At 42.5% G+C, this 16,681-nt stretch carries 19 protein-coding genes; 9 read left to right on the forward strand and 10 right to left on the reverse strand.

Annotated elements, in window-relative coordinates:
• Positions 1-11: 11 nt before the first annotated feature.
• Positions 12-494, forward strand: coding sequence for a YtxH domain-containing protein (locus tag DQM55_RS04260; RefSeq protein ID WP_002906111.1), 483 nt, complete (start codon positions 12-14; stop codon positions 492-494).
• Between the two features lie 122 nt (positions 495-616).
• On the opposite strand, the gene DQM55_RS04265 is transcribed toward DQM55_RS04260, so the two are convergent.
• Positions 617-919 (reverse strand): DUF3270 family protein, encoded by a 303-nt coding sequence (locus tag DQM55_RS04265; protein WP_002894977.1) that lies wholly within the window; start codon positions 917-919, stop codon positions 617-619.
• Positions 920-1,049: 130 nt separating this feature from the next.
• Between DQM55_RS04265 and DQM55_RS04270 the strand changes: the two genes are divergently transcribed.
• The 3 genes from DQM55_RS04270 (at position 1,050) to DQM55_RS04280 (ending at position 3,889) form a co-directional block, all read left to right on the forward strand.
• A complete protein-coding gene (locus tag DQM55_RS04270; protein WP_061589145.1) occupies positions 1,050-1,979 on the forward strand; it encodes a peptidase U32 family protein in 930 nt (309 codons plus the stop codon).
• A gap of 227 nt (positions 1,980-2,206) precedes the next feature.
• A complete protein-coding gene (locus DQM55_RS04275; protein WP_061589144.1) occupies positions 2,207-3,493 on the forward strand; it encodes a peptidase U32 family protein in 1,287 nt (428 codons plus the stop codon).
• A gap of 72 nt (positions 3,494-3,565) precedes the next feature.
• Positions 3,566-3,889, forward strand: coding sequence for a CHY zinc finger protein (locus DQM55_RS04280; protein ID WP_172454713.1), 324 nt, complete (start codon positions 3,566-3,568; stop codon positions 3,887-3,889).
• A 26-nt stretch (positions 3,890-3,915) separates the two neighbouring features.
• Here DQM55_RS04280 and DQM55_RS04285 read toward each other — a convergent pair whose 3' ends face one another.
• Positions 3,916-4,272 (reverse strand): hypothetical protein, encoded by a 357-nt coding sequence (locus tag DQM55_RS04285; RefSeq protein WP_002918707.1) that lies wholly within the window; start codon positions 4,270-4,272, stop codon positions 3,916-3,918.
• A 90-nt stretch (positions 4,273-4,362) separates the two neighbouring features.
• On the opposite strand from DQM55_RS04285, the gene DQM55_RS04290 reads away from it, so the two are divergent.
• Positions 4,363-4,575: a YdbC family protein gene (locus tag DQM55_RS04290; RefSeq protein ID WP_002897227.1), complete on the forward strand. Its 213-nt coding sequence runs from the start codon at positions 4,363-4,365 to the stop codon at positions 4,573-4,575.
• Between the two features lie 24 nt (positions 4,576-4,599).
• Here DQM55_RS04290 and DQM55_RS04295 read toward each other — a convergent pair whose 3' ends face one another.
• The gene (locus DQM55_RS04295) at positions 4,600-5,145 is read right to left on the reverse strand and encodes a biotin transporter BioY (RefSeq protein ID WP_032912856.1); all 546 of its coding nucleotides are present in this window, start codon (positions 5,143-5,145) and stop codon (positions 4,600-4,602) included.
• Between the two features lie 103 nt (positions 5,146-5,248).
• Positions 5,249-5,794, reverse strand: a complete 546-nt coding sequence (locus DQM55_RS04300) for a biotin transporter BioY (protein WP_032912859.1) — start codon at positions 5,792-5,794, stop codon at positions 5,249-5,251.
• 470 nt (positions 5,795-6,264) lie between these two features.
• Here DQM55_RS04300 and DQM55_RS04305 point away from each other — a divergent pair, with 470 nt between their 5' ends.
• A complete protein-coding gene (locus DQM55_RS04305; RefSeq protein WP_111675576.1) occupies positions 6,265-6,996 on the forward strand; it encodes a cyclase family protein in 732 nt (243 codons plus the stop codon).
• Positions 6,997-7,269: 273 nt separating this feature from the next.
• On the opposite strand, the gene gorA is transcribed toward DQM55_RS04305, so the two are convergent.
• Entirely contained in the window at positions 7,270-8,619 is a 1,350-nt protein-coding gene (gene gorA / locus DQM55_RS04310; RefSeq protein ID WP_172454714.1) for a glutathione-disulfide reductase, read from the reverse strand.
• A gap of 209 nt (positions 8,620-8,828) precedes the next feature.
• Between gorA and DQM55_RS04315 the strand changes: the two genes are divergently transcribed.
• From DQM55_RS04315 to DQM55_RS04325, 3 genes are read left to right on the forward strand one after another with little or no spacing between them, the layout of a single operon-like run.
• A complete protein-coding gene (locus DQM55_RS04315) occupies positions 8,829-9,992 on the forward strand; it encodes an efflux RND transporter periplasmic adaptor subunit (RefSeq protein WP_111675578.1) in 1,164 nt (387 codons plus the stop codon).
• Entirely contained in the window at positions 9,976-10,674 is a 699-nt protein-coding gene (locus DQM55_RS04320) for an ABC transporter ATP-binding protein (RefSeq protein WP_002897232.1), read from the forward strand. Before DQM55_RS04315 ends, DQM55_RS04320 begins: the two co-directional genes overlap by 17 nt.
• Positions 10,674-11,942, forward strand: coding sequence for an ABC transporter permease (locus DQM55_RS04325; RefSeq protein ID WP_061592583.1), 1,269 nt, complete (start codon positions 10,674-10,676; stop codon positions 11,940-11,942). The genes DQM55_RS04320 and DQM55_RS04325 overlap by 1 nt, the downstream gene beginning before the upstream one ends.
• Positions 11,943-12,039: 97 nt before the next feature.
• Here the strand turns inward: DQM55_RS04325 and lysS are convergent, their stop codons facing one another.
• The 5 genes from lysS to DQM55_RS04350 form a co-directional block, all read right to left on the reverse strand.
• Positions 12,040-13,530 (reverse strand): lysine--tRNA ligase, encoded by a 1,491-nt coding sequence (gene lysS, locus DQM55_RS04330; RefSeq protein ID WP_111675579.1) that lies wholly within the window; start codon positions 13,528-13,530, stop codon positions 12,040-12,042.
• Between the two features lie 100 nt (positions 13,531-13,630).
• Positions 13,631-14,266 (reverse strand): histidine phosphatase family protein, encoded by a 636-nt coding sequence (locus DQM55_RS04335; protein ID WP_111675580.1) that lies wholly within the window; start codon positions 14,264-14,266, stop codon positions 13,631-13,633.
• A 63-nt stretch (positions 14,267-14,329) separates the two neighbouring features.
• Entirely contained in the window at positions 14,330-14,815 is a 486-nt protein-coding gene (locus tag DQM55_RS04340) for an aminoacyl-tRNA deacylase (RefSeq protein WP_111675581.1), read from the reverse strand.
• Positions 14,808-15,656 carry a DUF368 domain-containing protein gene (locus DQM55_RS04345; RefSeq protein WP_023916480.1) on the reverse strand — a complete coding sequence of 283 codons (849 nt, stop codon included), beginning with the start codon at positions 15,654-15,656 and terminating at the stop codon, positions 14,808-14,810. Before DQM55_RS04345 ends, DQM55_RS04340 begins: the two co-directional genes overlap by 8 nt.
• A gap of 142 nt (positions 15,657-15,798) precedes the next feature.
• Positions 15,799-16,656, reverse strand: coding sequence for a glycoside hydrolase family 25 protein (locus tag DQM55_RS04350; protein ID WP_111675582.1), 858 nt, complete (start codon positions 16,654-16,656; stop codon positions 15,799-15,801).
• Positions 16,657-16,681 lie beyond the last annotated feature (25 nt).

Here is a 16,681-nt window from a genome sequence, read left to right on the forward strand (position 1 = left end):
GAAGGTCTATTATGGGAAAATTTTCATCACTGTTATTGGGCGCCGTTACAGGTGCAGCTGCTGCCTATTTTCTGACCAGTAAGAAAGGAAAGGAAACGACAGATAAGGTTCGGGACTTTGTTAAGGAATACCAAGAAAATCCTGATGATATTCACGAAGCTGTCGTTCAGTCTGCTAAAGACTTTTCAAATCAAGCTGTCAGCGCAATTCAACAAACCAAGGAAAAAGTTGAGAAAGGCGAGATTACAACTGAAACAGTCATCGAATCTGTCAAAGAAACGACAAAATCAGTCGTGGACTACTCGCAGGATAAGTTTAACGAAATCAAAGAAAAATTTGATAAAGAAGAAAGTAACTTTGCAGAGGAAGAGCCTGTGATCTTCCAAGAGGAAGAAGAGGAACCTTCAGAAGAAATCATCATTGACTTCGGAGCAGAAGCGACAGAAGGTCAAGAAGAAAAGACTGCTGAAACTGATAATCAAGAAGAAAAATAAAATAAAGAAGATTAGCAAAATTGCTAGTCTTCTTTGTTTGCAAGAACGAAAAAAAGAACCGAGGATAGAAAGCATCTTCGGTTTTTTCTTATATTTTAAAATCGTAGAATCACAAGGTTGGTTTATTTGCTAGTTTGGCGTTTCTTTGCGAACAGGCGATAAGATTGGATGCTAATCAAGCTGGAAGCAATGGCCAAAGTGAAGGACATAAATGTATTCATTTTTAAACTCAAAAATACAAAGCTAAACAAAACTGTCAAGACACAGAAAACAGCAATATTTAAGAAGAAAAAGAGTTCACTTAATCTTGGTGATGTTTCTGCTTCAGGTAGGTATTCTTGATAGAGTGGTGTTTGTTCAGATTCAATTTCTTGGTAGTAGTAGTCAGTTGGGTCATCATATTGTTGGTATTTTCTTACGTGCATAATTCTCTCTCCTTACAGTACCCTCTAATTCTACCATTTTTTTGCAGTTTTAAATATTACAAAAGGATTACAAAACGAATAAATTCGAATGAAAAACCACTCCTTTATATTTTTTTGCTATAATGGTTTTATGAAAAAGATAATTATTACAGCAACAGCTGAAAGCATAGAACAAGTTGAGGAACTATTAGAGGCAAATGTCGATCGAATTTATGTCGGTGAGAAAAATTATGGCCTTCGGTTGCCTCATAATTTTAGTTTAGACGAATTAACTCGAATTTCTGACTTGGTTCACCAAGCAGGAAAAGAGTTGACCGTTGCGGTGAATGCGCTCATGCATCAGGAAATGATGGATAATATCAAGCCCTATCTTGATTTCTTGCAGGAAATTGGGGCAGATTATATTACCGTTGGGGATGCTGGTGTTTTCTATGTGCTGCAGCGAGATGGCTATAAATTAAAGACTATTTACGATGCCTCTACCATGGTTACCAGCAGCCGTCAGATTAACTTTTGGGCAAAGAACGCTGGAGTTTCAGAAGCTGTCTTGGCGCGTGAGATTCCTTCTGCTGAGCTTTTTAAGATGCCAGAGATTCTGGAAATTCCTGCTGAAGTCTTGGTCTATGGGGCTAGTGTCATCCATCACTCCAAGCGTCCTCTTTTGCAGAATTACTATAATTTTACTCATATCGATGATGAGAAGACGAGAGAACGGGACCTCTTTCTGGCAGAACCAAGTGACCCGCAGAGCCATTACTCGATTTTTGAGGACAATCATGGTACTCATATTTTTGCCAATAATGACTTGGATTTGATGACCAAGCTGATAGAATTGGTTGACCATGGCTTCTGCCACTGGAAGTTGGAAGGTCTCTACACACCTGGTCACAACTTTGTCGAGATTGCTAAGATTTTTGTAGAGGCGAGAGATTTGATTGAAGCAGGCAAGTTTAGCTCAGATCAAGCCTTTGTGCTGGATGAGGCGATTCACAAACTGCATCCGAAAAATCGTTTTCTCGATACCGGATTTTATGATTATGACCCCGATATGGTAAAATAAAATTAGAAACGAGAACTCTTTTTAGGAGTTCTTTTTTAAAAACAAAAATGAGATTTATAAAACATGAGTAAAAAATAAGTGCTTCAAACTATTATTTGAATTAATTCGAATAATCTGAAAATTAGAATTGTGAAAATAATTCAAAGAACCTTGCTTTTAGGGGTAAATTACTATAAAATAATAAGGATTAGACATCAACACTTTTATATTGCAAATAGGAGAAAATGATGGCAAGAAAGTTGAAACGACCAGAGGTATTGTCACCTGCTGGTACTTTGGAAAAGCTAAAAGTAGCTGTTCGATATGGAGCAGATGCTGTTTTTATTGGCGGACAGGCCTATGGTCTGCGCAGTCGAGCTGGGAACTTTACCTTTGAACAGATGGAAGAAGGGGTTCAGTTTGCGGCTAGTTATGGTGCCAAGGTCTATGTCGCCGCCAATATGGTCATGCACGAGGGCAATGAAGAGGGAGCTGGTGAGTGGTTCCGCCGTTTGCGAGACATCGGGATTGCGGCTGTCATTGTTTCAGATCCTGCTTTGATTGCTATTGCAGCATCAGAGGCTCCTGGTCTAGAAATCCACCTATCGACTCAGGCCAGTGCGACCAACTATGAAACACTTGAGTTTTGGAAGAATCTGGGACTAACACGCGTTGTCCTAGCTCGCGAAGTTTCTATGGCTGAGCTGGCTGAAATTCGCCGACGGACTGACGTTGAAATAGAAGCTTTTGTCCATGGAGCGATGTGCATTTCCTACTCTGGACGCTGTACGTTATCCAATCACATGAGTATGCGCGATGCCAATCGTGGAGGCTGCTCGCAATCCTGCCGTTGGAAATATGACCTCTACGATATGCCCTTTGGTCAAGAACGTAGGAGCTTGAAGGGGGAAGTTCCAGAAGAATTTTCTATGTCCGCAGTTGATATGTCCATGATTGACCGTATACCAGACATGATTGAAAATGGAGTGGATAGCTTGAAGATTGAGGGACGGATGAAGTCGATTCATTACGTTTCTACGGTGACTAACTGCTATAAAGCAGCAGTGAACGCTTATCTGGAAAGTCCTGAAAAGTTCGAAGCTATCAAGCAGGACTTGGTCGATGAGATGTGGAAGGTTGCTCAACGTGAATTGGCCACAGGATTCTACTATCATACTCCAACTGAGAATGAGCAGCTGTTCGGAGCGCGACGCAAGATTCCAGAATACAAATTTGTAGCTGAAGTAGTAGCTTATGACGCAGACAGTCAGACAGCGACTATTCGTCAGCGAAATGTTATCCATGAAGGCGATCAGGTTGAATTTTACGGACCGGGTTTCCGTCATTTTGAAACCTTTATTACAGACCTTCGTGATGCTGATGGTAACAAAATTGATCGAGCTCCTAATCCGATGGAGCTTCTGACCATTCACTTGGAGCAGCCTGTAGAGGCCGGCGATATGGTGCGGGCTCGCAAGGAAGGCTTGATTAATCTTTATAAGGAAGATGGCACTAGCGTGACCGTCCGAGCTTAATCTTATATTCATAGATGGCTTTTTAATCTAAAAGCCATTTTTATGAATAGAGGTTATCAGAGAGGAAATAGCATGATTCAGGTTTACGGAGATATTCTTGATGAGGAGACTCGATGCCAGCATTATCACAGTGAGAGAGATATCATAGCTCTTAAATGCTTTAATTGTCAGAAATACTATCCTTGCTTTCTCTGTCATAATCGCTACGAAGCTCATGATTTTCTGGCCTATCCTGTGAGTCGATCAGAAGATCGAGTTGTTCTTTGTGGTCATTGCAGGACAGAACTGACTATTTCCCAGTATCTTGGCTGTGAGGATGCTTGTCCTATCTGTACTCATCCTTTTAATCCAGGCTGCAAGAAGCATCGATCGATTTATTTTCAGATAAACAAATAACTCTTCCATCCAGCTGGATAGAAGAGTTATCTTTTGAAACGACGGTTAGTGATGCGAATGTCTTTCTTTTGGGCTTCACGGATATTATTGGGTACGAGGCTGATTCGCTTGATGTCCTGCACGCGGATAATAGTGGTCATACTTTTCTTGAAATTTTTGATAATCAGCTGCAGGCGCTCGCGATCGTATTTGACAATATCGCCAGTGAAGCTTTTATCCAGAAAGATAACGTGGACACCAGCTTGTTTTCGCAGAGCTAGCTCGATGGTAAGCAGAATGCGGCCGCTGTCCTCTGGTCCTTGTTCATTCTTTTTGCCACTGATAAATTCGTTGGCTCTTTGTAAAATCATTTCGAGATATTTTTTCATAGCTAAAATCTCCATAACTTGTTACAATATATTATATAACAAAATTCCCTAAATTGTAAATTCTTTTACGAATTATTAGTTGGAAAATAAAACAAGAGGTGAAATATGGCTGAATTTACATTCGAAATCGAAGAAAAACTTCTGGTTCTGTCTGAAAATGATAAGGGATGGACCAAGGAACTCAACCGAGTTAGCTTTAACGGTGCACCAGCTAAGTATGATATTCGGACTTGGAGCCCAGACCACAGCAAAATGGGCAAGGGGATTACCCTTTCCAATGAAGAATTCCAAGTTCTCGTGGATGCATTTAAAAACTGATAGAGAAAGCTCTATCAGTTTTTTCTATTTCTCAGAAAAGTAGGAATGGAATTTCAGACTCTTAAAAATAGGGATGCTGATAATGGTGATGGCAACCATTTTTAATAAGTCAGGCAGGATAAAAGGAGTTAGGCCAACCGCGACTGACTTAGAGAAATCGAGTCCCCCCAAGAAATGCAGTCCTAGGATACCACCGACAAAGACGAGAGCATCACCCAATACATTGGCTATAAAAACCATATAGAAAGGACTGTCCTTATGGGTCAGACTGGATGTCACAAAGGCAAAGAGTAAGTAGAACCAGAGATAGCCGGCGCTAGGGCCCAAGAGAGCCTGGAAACCACCGCTTCCTCCAGCAAAGACTGGTAGGCCAATAGCTCCCAGCAGCAGATAAATAAAGACCGACAGAACCGCTTCGCGTGGTTTAAAAATCGTTGCAATCAAACCGACAGCAAAAGTCTGCAGCGTGATGGGAACGGGACCAATGGAAATAGTTAATTGGGATAGGACAGCTAGGAAGGCAGCTCCGATAGCTGGGAGGGCAAGAAGAAAAGCTTTGTTCTTGTTCATAAATAGTAAACCTCTTTTTGATTTTATGGTAACTATTTTAAAAGCTAAATAAAAAAAAGTCAAGTCCTTCTTAATCGGACGAGACAATTATACAGACAGATTCTTATTTCTCTGAAAAGTAGGGATGAAATTTCAGACTCTTAAAAATAGGGATGCTGATAATGGTGATGGCAATAATTTTTATCAATCCAGGCAGGATAAAAGGAGTTAGGCCAACCTCTACTGACTTAGAGAAATCAAGTCCTCCAAAAAACTGCAGCCCTAAGATACCACCGACAAAGACGAGAGCGGCACCCAATACATTGGCTATAAAAATCATATAGAAAGGACTGTCCTTATGAGTCAGACTGGATGTCACAAACGAAAAGGGTAAGAAGAACCAGAGATAGCCGGCGCTAGGGCCAAAGAGAGCCTGAAAACCACCGCTTCCTCCAGCAAAGACCGGCAGACCAATAGCTCCCAGCAATAGATAAATAATGACTGACAAAACCGCTTCGCGAGGTTTGAAAATCGTCGCAATTAAGCCGATAACAAAAGTCTGTAGCGTGATGGGAATGGGGCCGATGGAAATAGTAAATTGGGACAGGACTGCTAGGAAAGCAGCTCCGATAGCTGGGAGGGCAAGAAGAAAAGCTTTGTTCTTGTTCATAAATAGTAAACCTCTTTTTGATTTTATGGTAACTATTTTAAAGACCAAATAAAAAAAGTCAAGTCCTTCTTAATCGGACGAGACAATTATACAGACAGATTCTTATTTTCGTTTCTTGCTTCTGATGAGCAAGACGAAGAAGGCGATAAGACCAAAAATATTAAAGAAAAGGATGCCCAAGGCCGCAAGAAGTTTTTTTGTTTTACTCATCAGTTTTCCTCATTTCTGGATTGCTTTGTACTATCATATCAAAATTTTCAATGTTTGAATAGGCTTCATTAGAAAAATTAGCTATAGCTTCAAACTATATTCTTATCAATAAAAAAGGATTATCTAAAAGTGCTATAAAGAATTGCAGCAGCACACTTTGATTGATATAATAATGCAAAAGTAAATAAGAGTTTTTGCTAGAGGTGTGGGTGCGTAATCAACATCTTCCCAAAGCAAGACTGACTAGATTGGAGAAGGCTATGACAGATTTATTAAAAATTTATCAGGAACTACAGGAGAAAAAGTGGGTTAATTTGTCCCATCAGATTAGGGAAGACAGTCCGCATTTTCCAGCTCTGCCTGCCTTGGAGAAGAAGGATATTTTCACTTTGAAAGACGGTTTTCATGTTCAGCAGTTTTCTGTAGTTGGCCAATACGGGACTCATATTGATGCTCCGATTCACTTTGTGGAGGGTGGTCGCTGGTTGGAAGAGATTGAGCTAAAAGATCTTTTCCTGCCTTTGGTAGTTATTGATAAGTCTAAGGAAGTATCAGAGAATCCAGACTTTATTCTGGGCAAGCAGGATATTTTAGATTTTGAAGCGGAGCACGGGCAGATTGAGCCAGGAACGTTTGTTGCTTTTCGCTCAGACTGGTCCAAGCGTTGGCCAAGTCAATCTGCTATGCGCAATCTGGATGACCAGGAGATTCAGCATACTCCTGGGTGGGGACGTGATGCTCTAGAGTTCCTTATCCATGAGCGTGGTGTCAAGGCGGTAGGTCACGAAACTTTTGATACAGATGCGGGTATTCCTACAGCGGAGCATGGGCTGCTCAATGAATACTATCTGTTAGAGCAGGATATTTATCAGCTAGAAGTTATGACCAATCTGGATCAGCTGCCGGCTAAGGGTGCTCTCATCTCAATTAGCTTTCCCAATTGGCATCAAGCCAGCGGATCACCAGTGAGGGCTGTAGCTATTTTACCATAAAGAAAAAGGAGTCTGAGATTTCATTTCAGGCTCCCTTTCGCATATAATAACTAATAAAAAAATCGCTTTTTCTAATCTTTGGAATTTCTTGATGGATATTTCAAAGGAATATCAAATGAAGCTGAAATAGCTTTAATTACAATCTTACAAAAATGTAAGATTCGTCTGTAAAATGAAAGATTAGGTTATGGAATGGTCATCATCTTTATTATAAAATGGTAGCAGAAGTCAAAAAGAGGCTGGAATACCAAACCTCTTCTGATTTTGAATTTTTTATCGCATGGTCACGAATTCTTCGGAGCCTGTCGGGTGAATAGCAACTGTAGCATAAAAGTCAGCCTTGGTAGCGCCCATTTTGATAGCAACTGCGAAACCTTGAATCATCTCGTCTACCCCGTAGCCGATACCGTGCAGGCCAACGACCTTTTCATCCTCACCGGCAGTGATGAGCTTGAACTTGGCCTGTTGGCGATGCTGGGTGACAGCTGAATACATGGATGTGAAGCTAGATGTGTAAACGTGAATATTTTCTGCTCCGTAAGTCTTAACAGCCTCTACCTCAGTCAGGCCGACTGTCCCAATAGCAGGATGGGAGAAGACGACGGTTGGAATAGTTGAGTAGTCCATCTTAGCATCTATTTTGCCGTTGAAAAGACGCTCAGACAGAGTTCGCCCAGCCTTGATGGCAACAGGAGTTAATTCTTTTTCACCAGTTACATCACCAAGAGCATAGATACCTGGAACCACAGTGTTTTGGTACTCATCTACAGCGATGAAGCCACGTTCATTGAGAGTGACGCCAGCTGTTTCTAGATTGAGGTCTTGAACATTTGGCTTACGACCGATTGCCCAGATAACATGCTGGGCTGTGTGACTGCTGCCATCTTCAAAGTAGAGCTTGAGCTGACCATCAGGAAGTTTTTCCAGCTTTTGTGGAATCTTATGGGTATGAAGCTGGAGTCCAGACTTTTCCATTTCTTGGAGTAAACCGTCAATCAGATAGCTGTCAAAGTTGCGCAGTGGTCGGTCCTTACGAACAAAAAGGTCAGTTTTAACTCCCAGAGCATGGAGCACGCCGGCTAGCTCAACTGCTATATAGCCTGCTCCGACAATGGCAACAGATTCAGGTAACTCTTCCCAAGCGAAGACATCGTCGGAATTCTCTCCGTAGCCTGCGCCAGGGATCTTGGGGATAGCTGCATGAGCACCGGTCGCGATGACAATGTGCTTGGCGCGAATAAGCTCACCGTTGACTTGGACAGTGTTTGCATCTACAAAGCGGGCACGGCCTTCAATCAGCTCGACACCATTCCGCTTGAAGCTACCATCGTAGGACGAACGTGCTCGGTCAATATAAGCTTCGCGATTTTTCCGAAGGGTAGCAAAATCAAAAGCTTGATTATCAGAGGTAAATCCGTAGTCTGGTCCATAATGATGGATAGCTTCAGCGATTTGAGCTCCGTACCACATAATCTTCTTTGGGACACAGCCGACATTGACACAGGTACCACCCAGTTTCTTTTCTTCAATAACGGCAACTTTGGCACCGTATTCGCCGGCTCGATTCATGGTAGCAATTCCCCCGCTGCCACCGCCAATAGCAATCATATCAAATTCTTTCATCTTGTTAGAATCTCCTTCTATTATATGAGGTAATTGTACCTTTTTTAGCAGGTGAATGCAATAATCTGCTACGGATTTAAGTGGAGTGACTATCTGAGATAAAATAGCAACCATTTGTGAAAAACTGTAAATTTTTTTAGAAGAATTATGATAGCCTTGTGATATAATATAACAAAAGAAAATCGTTTTCATCAAGAGGAGGAAAAGAGATGAAAAAGTTAAAGAAATGGCAATTATTTAGCATTATTGGAGCTACGATTGCAGTTGTTGCAGGAGCAATTCTCTTCATGTTTTTAAATGGAGGGAATCCTTCTGAGGCACCGGTCGATACGACTCCCTTGGTTCAGAAGGCCAAGGAAGGCTCAGTGGCTTCTTCAGTCTTACTGACAGGAAATGTCACAGCCAGCAATGAGCAGTACATCTATTATGACAGTACCAAGGGTGACTTGGAAAATGTGCTTGTCAATGTCGGTGACCAAGTGACTGCCGGTCAAGCTTTGGTCACTTATAAAAGTGCAGAGGCTCAGGCAGCTTATGATGCAGCTGCTCGGGCGGTTAGCAAAGCCGATCGTCAATTGCATGACTTGCAAACCAATGGTGTGACTGTAAATACGACTGGCGACGAAGAAGCAGATGGTGCGTCTGAAGCTCAGGCTCAGCGTTCTGTAGAGTCTCAGGCAGCTGACCTGCGAGATGCTCGGGCTGATGCAGTTGATAATATGAACAAAGCACAAGCTACTCTCAATGCCTTAACAGTGACCAGCACTGCAGATGGTACGGTTGTAGAAGTCAATCGCGATGTTTCAAAATCAACAACAGGTGCCACTCAAACCTTGGTTCATATCGTCAGCAATGGGAATCTGCAAATTAAGGGAGAATTGTCCGAATACAACCTGGCTAACTTGTCTGTCGGTCAAGAAGTGACCATTACATCAAAAGTTTACCCAGACAAGAAATGGACTGGTAAAATCAGCTACATTTCCAACTATCCAAAAGACGGCCAGCAAGCAGCAGCTCAGCCATCTGGAACAGGTGGCAGCGGAACAGCTTCAGGTTCTAAATATCCATTTACAATTGACATTACCAGCGAGATTGGTGAGCTCAAGCAAGGTTTCTCTGTCAACATTGAAGTTAAAAACAATACTCAGGGACTCATTGTGCCAGTCAGCAGTGTGGTAATGGACGGAGACAAGAACTATGTTTGGGTTCTGGAAAAAGGAATTGCTAAGAAGACAGAAGTAACGCTCGGAAATGCTGATGCTGAAAATCAAGAAATCTCATCTGGTTTGACAAAGGATAGTAAAGTTATCATCAATCCGACAGATAGCTTGAAAGACGGTCAAGAGGTGAAATCTTATGAAGAAGCTAATTGAGTTAAAAAATATTAATAAGAGCTATCGCAATGGAGACCAGGAACTGCAGGTATTAAAAGACATCAGTCTGGAGGTTGAAGAGGGCGAGTTTGTTGCCATCATGGGACCGTCTGGATCTGGTAAGTCTACTTTGATGAATATCATTGGGATGCTGGATCGTCCGACCACTGGTGAATATCATCTAGGAAGCGAAGAAGTCGCTAAGCTAGGTGATAAGAAGCTGGCCAAGGTTCGAAATAAGCAAATCGGCTTTGTCTTTCAGCAGTTCTTTCTCTTGTCTAAGCTCAATGCCTTGCAAAATGTGGAACTGCCCTTAATCTATGCAGGTGTCGGTCTATCTAAACGTAAGTCCTTGGCCGAGCAGTTTCTGACCAAGGTGGAGCTGGACACGCGGATGCATCACCTGCCTTCAGAGCTTTCCGGAGGACAGAAGCAGCGGGTAGCTATTGCGCGTGCTTTGGTCAATAATCCTTCTTTGATTCTGGCTGACGAACCAACAGGAGCCTTGGATACTAAGACTGGTGAGCAGATTATGGAGCTCTTGACTGAGCTCAATCGAGAAGGGAAAACCATTATCATGGTAACCCACGAGCCTGAGATTGCTGCCTATGCCAAACGGCAAATTGTCATTCGTGACGGCGTCATCTCATCTGATAGCGCTAAGGAAGGAGGACTAGCCTAATGCAAAACTGGAAATTTGCCATTAGCTCCATTCTTGGACACAAGATGCGGTCTTTCCTGACCATGATTGGGATTATTATCGGAGTGGCTTCGGTTGTGGTTATCATGGCTTTAGGAGATTCCATTACCCGGCGGGTCAATGAGAGTTTTACCAAAAGTCAGAAAAACATGCGCCTCGTTTTTTCTCCTAAAAAGAGCAAGGACGGCTCCTACACACAAACAGCTGATCTCTATTCAGTAAATGTGGAAGATGAAAGCGAAGAAGTGGTGGAGCCCCCCAAGGCCCAGGAAGCATGGGTTAAGGAATTGACCCATATCAAGGGAGTGGATGGCTACTATGTGACCAACTCTGCTATGGAAACCTTTAGCTACGAAAATAAGCAGGCTGAGCGCGTCAACTTTGTCGGCGCAAACATGACCTATATCCAGGTAAAAAAATACAAAATCATTGCTGGTCGTGCTTTGAGGCAGCAAGACTATCAAGGCTTTGCAAGTGTTGTGCTGCTGGACGAAGATCTGGCTGCGAACCTCTTTTCTTCCGCTGAAGAGGCAATCAATAAAATTGTGACAGTGGGTGCCAGTAACTATCGAGTGATTGGGGTTTATAGAGATCCTGAAACTGCTGCTGCATCTGGCTCCATGCAGGTCTATGGTGGTAATGCCATTACGACCAACACTCTTATAGCTGCTAACTTTGGAGTAGATGAAATTTCAGAGATTGTTCTTCGAGTGAATGATACTAGCTTAGTTCCAGAACTTGGCCCTAAGGTTGCCAAGAAATTAACAGAAATTGCTGGCCTCCAACAGGGCGAATATCAAGTGACAGATGATAGTGCCCTCTATCAGGAAGTACAAAATATTTATGGTGCCATGACAGGAGTTATCGGTGCCATCGCCGGAATCTCTCTCTTTGTTGGTGGTATCGGCGTTATGAATATCATGTTGGTATCGGTCACTGAGCGGACTCGTGAAATCGGTCTGCGAAAAGCTCTAGGAGCAACACGTGGCAACATACTGATGCAATTTTTGATTGAGTCTATGATTTTGACACTGATTGGTGGGTTGATTGGACTGGTTCTAGCTGCGGGACTTGCGTCTGTGCTAGGCTCAGCCATGAGTCAAATGCTGGAAGGAACTCCAGTAACGGTATCCCTGCCAGTCAGCATCGTCAGCCTTCTCTTCTCAGCAACCATCGGTGTTCTCTTCGGTATCTTGCCAGCCAACAAGGCCTCTAAACTAGATCCAATTGAAGCACTGAGGTATGAATAATATAATAAAAGTCTGGGAAACCAGACTTTTTTGTGATGTAAAAATCCTGCTGGAATTCCAACAGGATTTGTTTTCTTAATATCCTATAAAATACAGATTATTTCATCGTTGGGAAGAGCAGGACATCACGAATGGTAGTCACGTCTGTTAGTAACATAACCAGCCGGTCGATACCGATTCCTAGACCTCCAGTTGGTGGCATACCGTATTCCAGAGCTTCGACAAAGTCATAGTCAATGCCAGTTGCTTCGTCATCCCCCAGTTCTTTGGCTTTTGCCTGTGCTTCAAAACGAGATAATTGATCGATTGGATCGTTCAACTCGGTGAAGGCATTGGCATATTCTTTGGTCATGATGAAAAGCTCGAAACGGTCCGTGAAGCGTGGATCTTCTGGATTTTTCTTAGCCAGAGGTGATACTGCTACAGGGTGACCGTAGACAAAGGTTGGCTGAATCAAGGTTTCTTCCACAAATTCTTCAAAGAAAGCATTGATAACATGGCCAACTTCGGTGAAGTGCTTTTCAAGCGGAACTTTCTTTTCCTGAGCCAAGGCAGTAGCTTCTTCAAAACTCATATCTTGCCAGAAATCAACTCCAGTAATTTCCTTGATGGCGTCAACCATGTGAACGCGTTTAAATGGTTCATTGATCTTGATTTCAGTTCCTTGGTAGTTGACTGGTCCATCTCCATTTACAGAGACGGCTGCATGTTGGATAATACCTTCAGTCAAGTCCATGATATCTTGGAAATCTGCATAGGCTTGGTAAACCTCGATGGAAGTGAATTCTGGATTGTGAGTAGCATCCATCCCTTCGTTACGGAAGATACGGCCAATCTCATAAACTCGCTCCATACCACCGACGATGAGACGTTTAAGGTGAAGCTCAGTTGCAATCCGAAGCACCATATCAATGTTTTGAGCATTGTGGTGGGTGATAAATGGACGAGCAGCAGCACCACCTGCTTCATTGTGAAGAACAGGAGTTTCAACTTCAAGGAAGCCTTGTCCATCCAAGTAACGACGGATTTCTGAGATGATTTTTGAACGAGTTACAAAGCGTTCAAAGCTTTCGCGGTTGGAAATCAAATCCAAATAACGTTTGCGGTAGATGGTTTCAACATCTGTCAGGCCGTGGAATTTTTCAGGAAGGGGACGCAGAGCCTTAGACAAATGAGTAAGGTGGGTTGCCTTGATAGAAAGCTCCCCCATATCCGTCCGCATAATCTCACCTTCGATACCGAGGAAATCCCCTAAGTCTGCCTTTTTGAAGATTTCATAATTTTCTTCACCAACAGCATCTTTACGCACATAAATCTGAATTTGGCCTTCACGGTCTTGGATGTGGGCAAAGCCAACCTTTCCTTTGCCACGCTTGGTCATGAGACGGCCAGCGATAATAGCTGTTTCATTGAGTTCGTTTAATTCTTCTTTATCTTTATCATTGTATTTTTCTTTTAGTTGAGCAGAGTTAGCAGTCCGCTCGAAGCGTTTGCCAAAAGGGTCAATTCCCTGCTCAGCCAGCGCAGCCATTTTTTCACGGCGGATAATCTGCTGGTCGTTTAATTCCTCGATATGTTCAGTAGTCATGTTTTTCCTCCAAAAGTTTTCCTACCTATTTTATCACAAAAGATAGGGAAATTCATCTATATTTGGCTATAAAGTAAGAAAAAAAGCTAGAAATCCAGCCTTAATTTTCTGCCTTTTCAACTAAATAATCCGTATTATTCCAAGTGATCAGCTCAAAATTCTCAAAGTCTTCTGTTTCAAGGATGGTGATGCTGGCATTGGTCAGACCGCCATTCTTGCGTAGGAGGGGTGTGTCATAGCCCAGCATGGTTCGAATACTGGCGGTTAAGTTGGCTCCGTGTCCGACAATGAGTACTTGCTCATAGTCCTTGTCCTTTAAGGTCTTGATAAAGGAAATGGTCCGGTGGGTTGTATGGTAAACCGACTCAGCGTCAAAAAACGTATGATTAAATTGCGAAAGGTTGTGGCGGAAGGCAGCCATCTGATGTGGATAGATGGCTTCAATGGTAGAAATTTTTGCGCCTTCTAGTTTTCCCAACTGCCATTCTCGCAGTTCAGGTATTGATACGATTTCAGTCGGAAACTGGCTTTCTTCTTGAATAATTTCAGCAGAGCGAACGGCACGTGGGAGATCGCTGCTGTAAATCTTGTCAAATTGTGTCTGAGACAGATGTTTTCCTAGGGTTTGCAGTTCTTCAACGGCGGTTGGCAGCAGTGGCGAATCACCGCTGGCTCCCTGAAATCGGCCTTCCTGATTCCATTCCGTTCTTCCGTGTCGGACAAAGTATAATTTCATAGTGGTTGATTGTTTCTTTCTTATTTAGGGTTTATTGAGAATATTAGGTGCAATATTGAAGAATTATGAGCTAGGATTTTCCTTGAGGTCTGCAAAGTCAGCTTGAACAAAATCCGCCAAATCTTGAGCTTTGATTTCGATACTGCGGCCGACTTCGCCAGCAGACACGATGATGCTGTCTCGCTCTAGAGCCGACTGGTCGATATAGATTGGAAAGTTGTGCTTTTGCCGGATACCGACAGGATTGTTGGCTCCGTGGATATAGCCCGTTGTCTTTTCCAAATCTTTCTGGGGAATCATACTGACTTTTTTATTGCCGGAAATCTTGGCCATTTTCTTTTCGGACAGATGTTCTGTGATAGGTAGGATACCGATTAGTGTGCCGGTCTTGTCTCCTGTCAAGGCCAAAGTTTTATAAATCTGCGAACGATCCAAGCCTTCGGCTGGCTGTTCTGCTAAGGCATTTAGCTGCAGGCCTCGATGTTCAATCTTAGACTTGCTTAAAATTTGCTCGACCAGTGTTTTTTTGATTTTTGTTTTTTTAACCATTAGTATATCTCTCTTCTAATTGTGACATCCAGAGTCCCAGCCAGGTTCCTAGACCGAAGAAAAAGGCTGCAAGAACAAGTGTCAATATAGAAACTCCATGATAGCTGATGCTTTCACTGTTTCCTGCTTGAGGCACTACAATGAGAAGTGTACTGGATAGGACAATGCCAATGATAAAGTGATAGACACGAGAGTAGTAGTTTTTCAAAATATGATCCATGAGCTTAGAGAAGAGAATCAGTGCCAAAGCTCCTCCGATTCCGATTGGAAGAAAGGTGCCCAAGAGATCCAGTTTGCGAAAGCCATTCAGCATAGGGGTATAGAGTCCTAAAATCAGGAGAAGGTTGGACGGACTGAGTCCGGGAATTAAAATGCCCAGTGCGATCAAGGCTCCTGCTAGGATGAAAGAGAGAAAGTTGGCTGGCAAGGTGCCGACCATCCCATTTAGGGAATAAAGAAAGATTCCTGAAAGGATGAGGCTGACCCAGAAAACGAGAATATCAGTCCGATCACGCTCACTTTTAGCGACAGACTCTTTAATGAGGCTGGGAACAGTCCCAATAATGGCTCCAGCAAATCCCCAAAGGACAATCACTTTGTAGTTGTCCAGCAGCAGATTGACAGGATAGGAGAAGGCAGCTATTCCTAAAATCATTCCGATTCCAACTGGTATGAAATAGAGAACATTTTCGACGAAGTTTTCTTTTAAATGTGCTAAAAAATGAATCAGGCGCTCGTAAATACCTAAGATAGCTGCTAAAACACCGCCTGAAACTCCCGGCAAAATAAAGCCAAGTGCAATGACCATTCCTTTGAAAATTCTATTCAACCAAGAAATCATTGTATTTTCCTTTTCTAATTTCATTTATCAAATCATTATATCATAAAATATAGGCTTTATTAAGAGGAAACGGCTGGAAATTTCCTATTTTGTGACAATAAAAAACGACAGCAGTCTTTAAGACTTGAGCTGTCGTTCGGAGCTATTGGCTTTCTTTAGGAACTGTAAATAGCTTTTGATAGGTAGCTGTCTGATCTTTCAAGGTTGACAGCTGGTTCAAATCAAGATAATGGGAGAAACCAGTCAGCTGACCTTGTGATGTGTACTGATGCAAGTCGTAATCTTGCTCAGTATTTGGCGCAGCATTGTAGTAGCCGTCGTCATTACCATAAGTCGGAATCCAAATTGCTGTGAACTTATCGGTAGAGATGCTATGCTCCTCCATAAAATAAGTTCCAATATAGATACCAATATTTTTAACACCAAGTGACTCTAGCTTGGCTCGGAAAGCTTCAACTCCCGCATTCATGTCAGACATGGTCTTTTCTTCCACGTCCAGCCAATAATAGGTTGGATGGTACTTGGCAGAAGCCTTGTAGAAACTTTCAGCTTCTTTTTCCATTTCCTTTTTGCTATTGGCGGCTACATAGGCATAGACAGCAACAGGGATGTTGCGCTTTTGAAATTCTTTGATATGTCTTTCGTAAGACTTGTCCAGACCATTCAGATGGGTTGCTGCATTTTCTTTTTTGGCCTGCGCTCCACTATGAACACGGACAATTACTCCTGAAACATTCTGTGCGAGTAAGTCGTAATTAATCTCACTTGGCAGCTGCCAGCCAGAAATGTCAATGATTGGTCTGGAAATAAACTCTTCATCTAAGGACGAATCTTCAGATGTTTCCTCTTTTTTTGAGGAACTTGGAGTTTGTTTAGTTTGTGAAATTTTTGCCTGTGCTTGCTTTTCCTGAGAGTCAGTAAATTGCTTGCTTATCAAAATAAAAGCGATAAAAGAAGCAAAGAAAATTAGGATTGCAAGCGGTTTAATCCTCTTCCTCATACTGGTTTATTTTAACTTAAAACAA

This window comes from Streptococcus sanguinis (assembly GCF_900475275.1).
Lineage (GTDB): Bacteria > Bacillota > Bacilli > Lactobacillales > Streptococcaceae > Streptococcus > Streptococcus sanguinis_N.

What these genes read in the sequence shown, in the direction of transcription:
- DQM55_RS04260 (WP_002906111.1), top strand. Translation starts at nt 12, where the DNA reads ATGGGAAAATTTTCATCACTGTTATTGGGCGCCGTTACAGGTGCAGCT.
- DQM55_RS04265 (WP_002894977.1), bottom strand. Translation starts at nt 919, where the DNA reads ATGCACGTAAGAAAATACCAACAATATGATGACCCAACTGACTACTAC.
- DQM55_RS04270 (WP_061589145.1), top strand. Translation starts at nt 1,050, where the DNA reads ATGAAAAAGATAATTATTACAGCAACAGCTGAAAGCATAGAACAAGTT.
- DQM55_RS04275 (WP_061589144.1), top strand. Translation starts at nt 2,207, where the DNA reads ATGGCAAGAAAGTTGAAACGACCAGAGGTATTGTCACCTGCTGGTACT.
- DQM55_RS04280 (WP_172454713.1), top strand. Translation starts at nt 3,566, where the DNA reads ATGATTCAGGTTTACGGAGATATTCTTGATGAGGAGACTCGATGCCAG.
- DQM55_RS04285 (WP_002918707.1), bottom strand. Translation starts at nt 4,272, where the DNA reads ATGGAGATTTTAGCTATGAAAAAATATCTCGAAATGATTTTACAAAGA.
- DQM55_RS04290 (WP_002897227.1), top strand. Translation starts at nt 4,363, where the DNA reads ATGGCTGAATTTACATTCGAAATCGAAGAAAAACTTCTGGTTCTGTCT.
- DQM55_RS04295 (WP_032912856.1), bottom strand. Translation starts at nt 5,145, where the DNA reads ATGAACAAGAACAAAGCTTTTCTTCTTGCCCTCCCAGCTATCGGAGCT.
- DQM55_RS04300 (WP_032912859.1), bottom strand. Translation starts at nt 5,794, where the DNA reads ATGAACAAGAACAAAGCTTTTCTTCTTGCCCTCCCAGCTATCGGAGCT.
- DQM55_RS04305 (WP_111675576.1), top strand. Translation starts at nt 6,265, where the DNA reads ATGACAGATTTATTAAAAATTTATCAGGAACTACAGGAGAAAAAGTGG.
- gorA (WP_172454714.1), bottom strand. Translation starts at nt 8,619, where the DNA reads ATGAAAGAATTTGATATGATTGCTATTGGCGGTGGCAGCGGGGGAATT.
- DQM55_RS04315 (WP_111675578.1), top strand. Translation starts at nt 8,829, where the DNA reads ATGAAAAAGTTAAAGAAATGGCAATTATTTAGCATTATTGGAGCTACG.
- DQM55_RS04320 (WP_002897232.1), top strand. Translation starts at nt 9,976, where the DNA reads ATGAAGAAGCTAATTGAGTTAAAAAATATTAATAAGAGCTATCGCAAT.
- DQM55_RS04325 (WP_061592583.1), top strand. Translation starts at nt 10,674, where the DNA reads ATGCAAAACTGGAAATTTGCCATTAGCTCCATTCTTGGACACAAGATG.
- lysS (WP_111675579.1), bottom strand. Translation starts at nt 13,530, where the DNA reads ATGACTACTGAACATATCGAGGAATTAAACGACCAGCAGATTATCCGC.
- DQM55_RS04335 (WP_111675580.1), bottom strand. Translation starts at nt 14,266, where the DNA reads ATGAAATTATACTTTGTCCGACACGGAAGAACGGAATGGAATCAGGAA.
- DQM55_RS04340 (WP_111675581.1), bottom strand. Translation starts at nt 14,815, where the DNA reads ATGGTTAAAAAAACAAAAATCAAAAAAACACTGGTCGAGCAAATTTTA.
- DQM55_RS04345 (WP_023916480.1), bottom strand. Translation starts at nt 15,656, where the DNA reads ATGATTTCTTGGTTGAATAGAATTTTCAAAGGAATGGTCATTGCACTT.
- DQM55_RS04350 (WP_111675582.1), bottom strand. Translation starts at nt 16,656, where the DNA reads ATGAGGAAGAGGATTAAACCGCTTGCAATCCTAATTTTCTTTGCTTCT.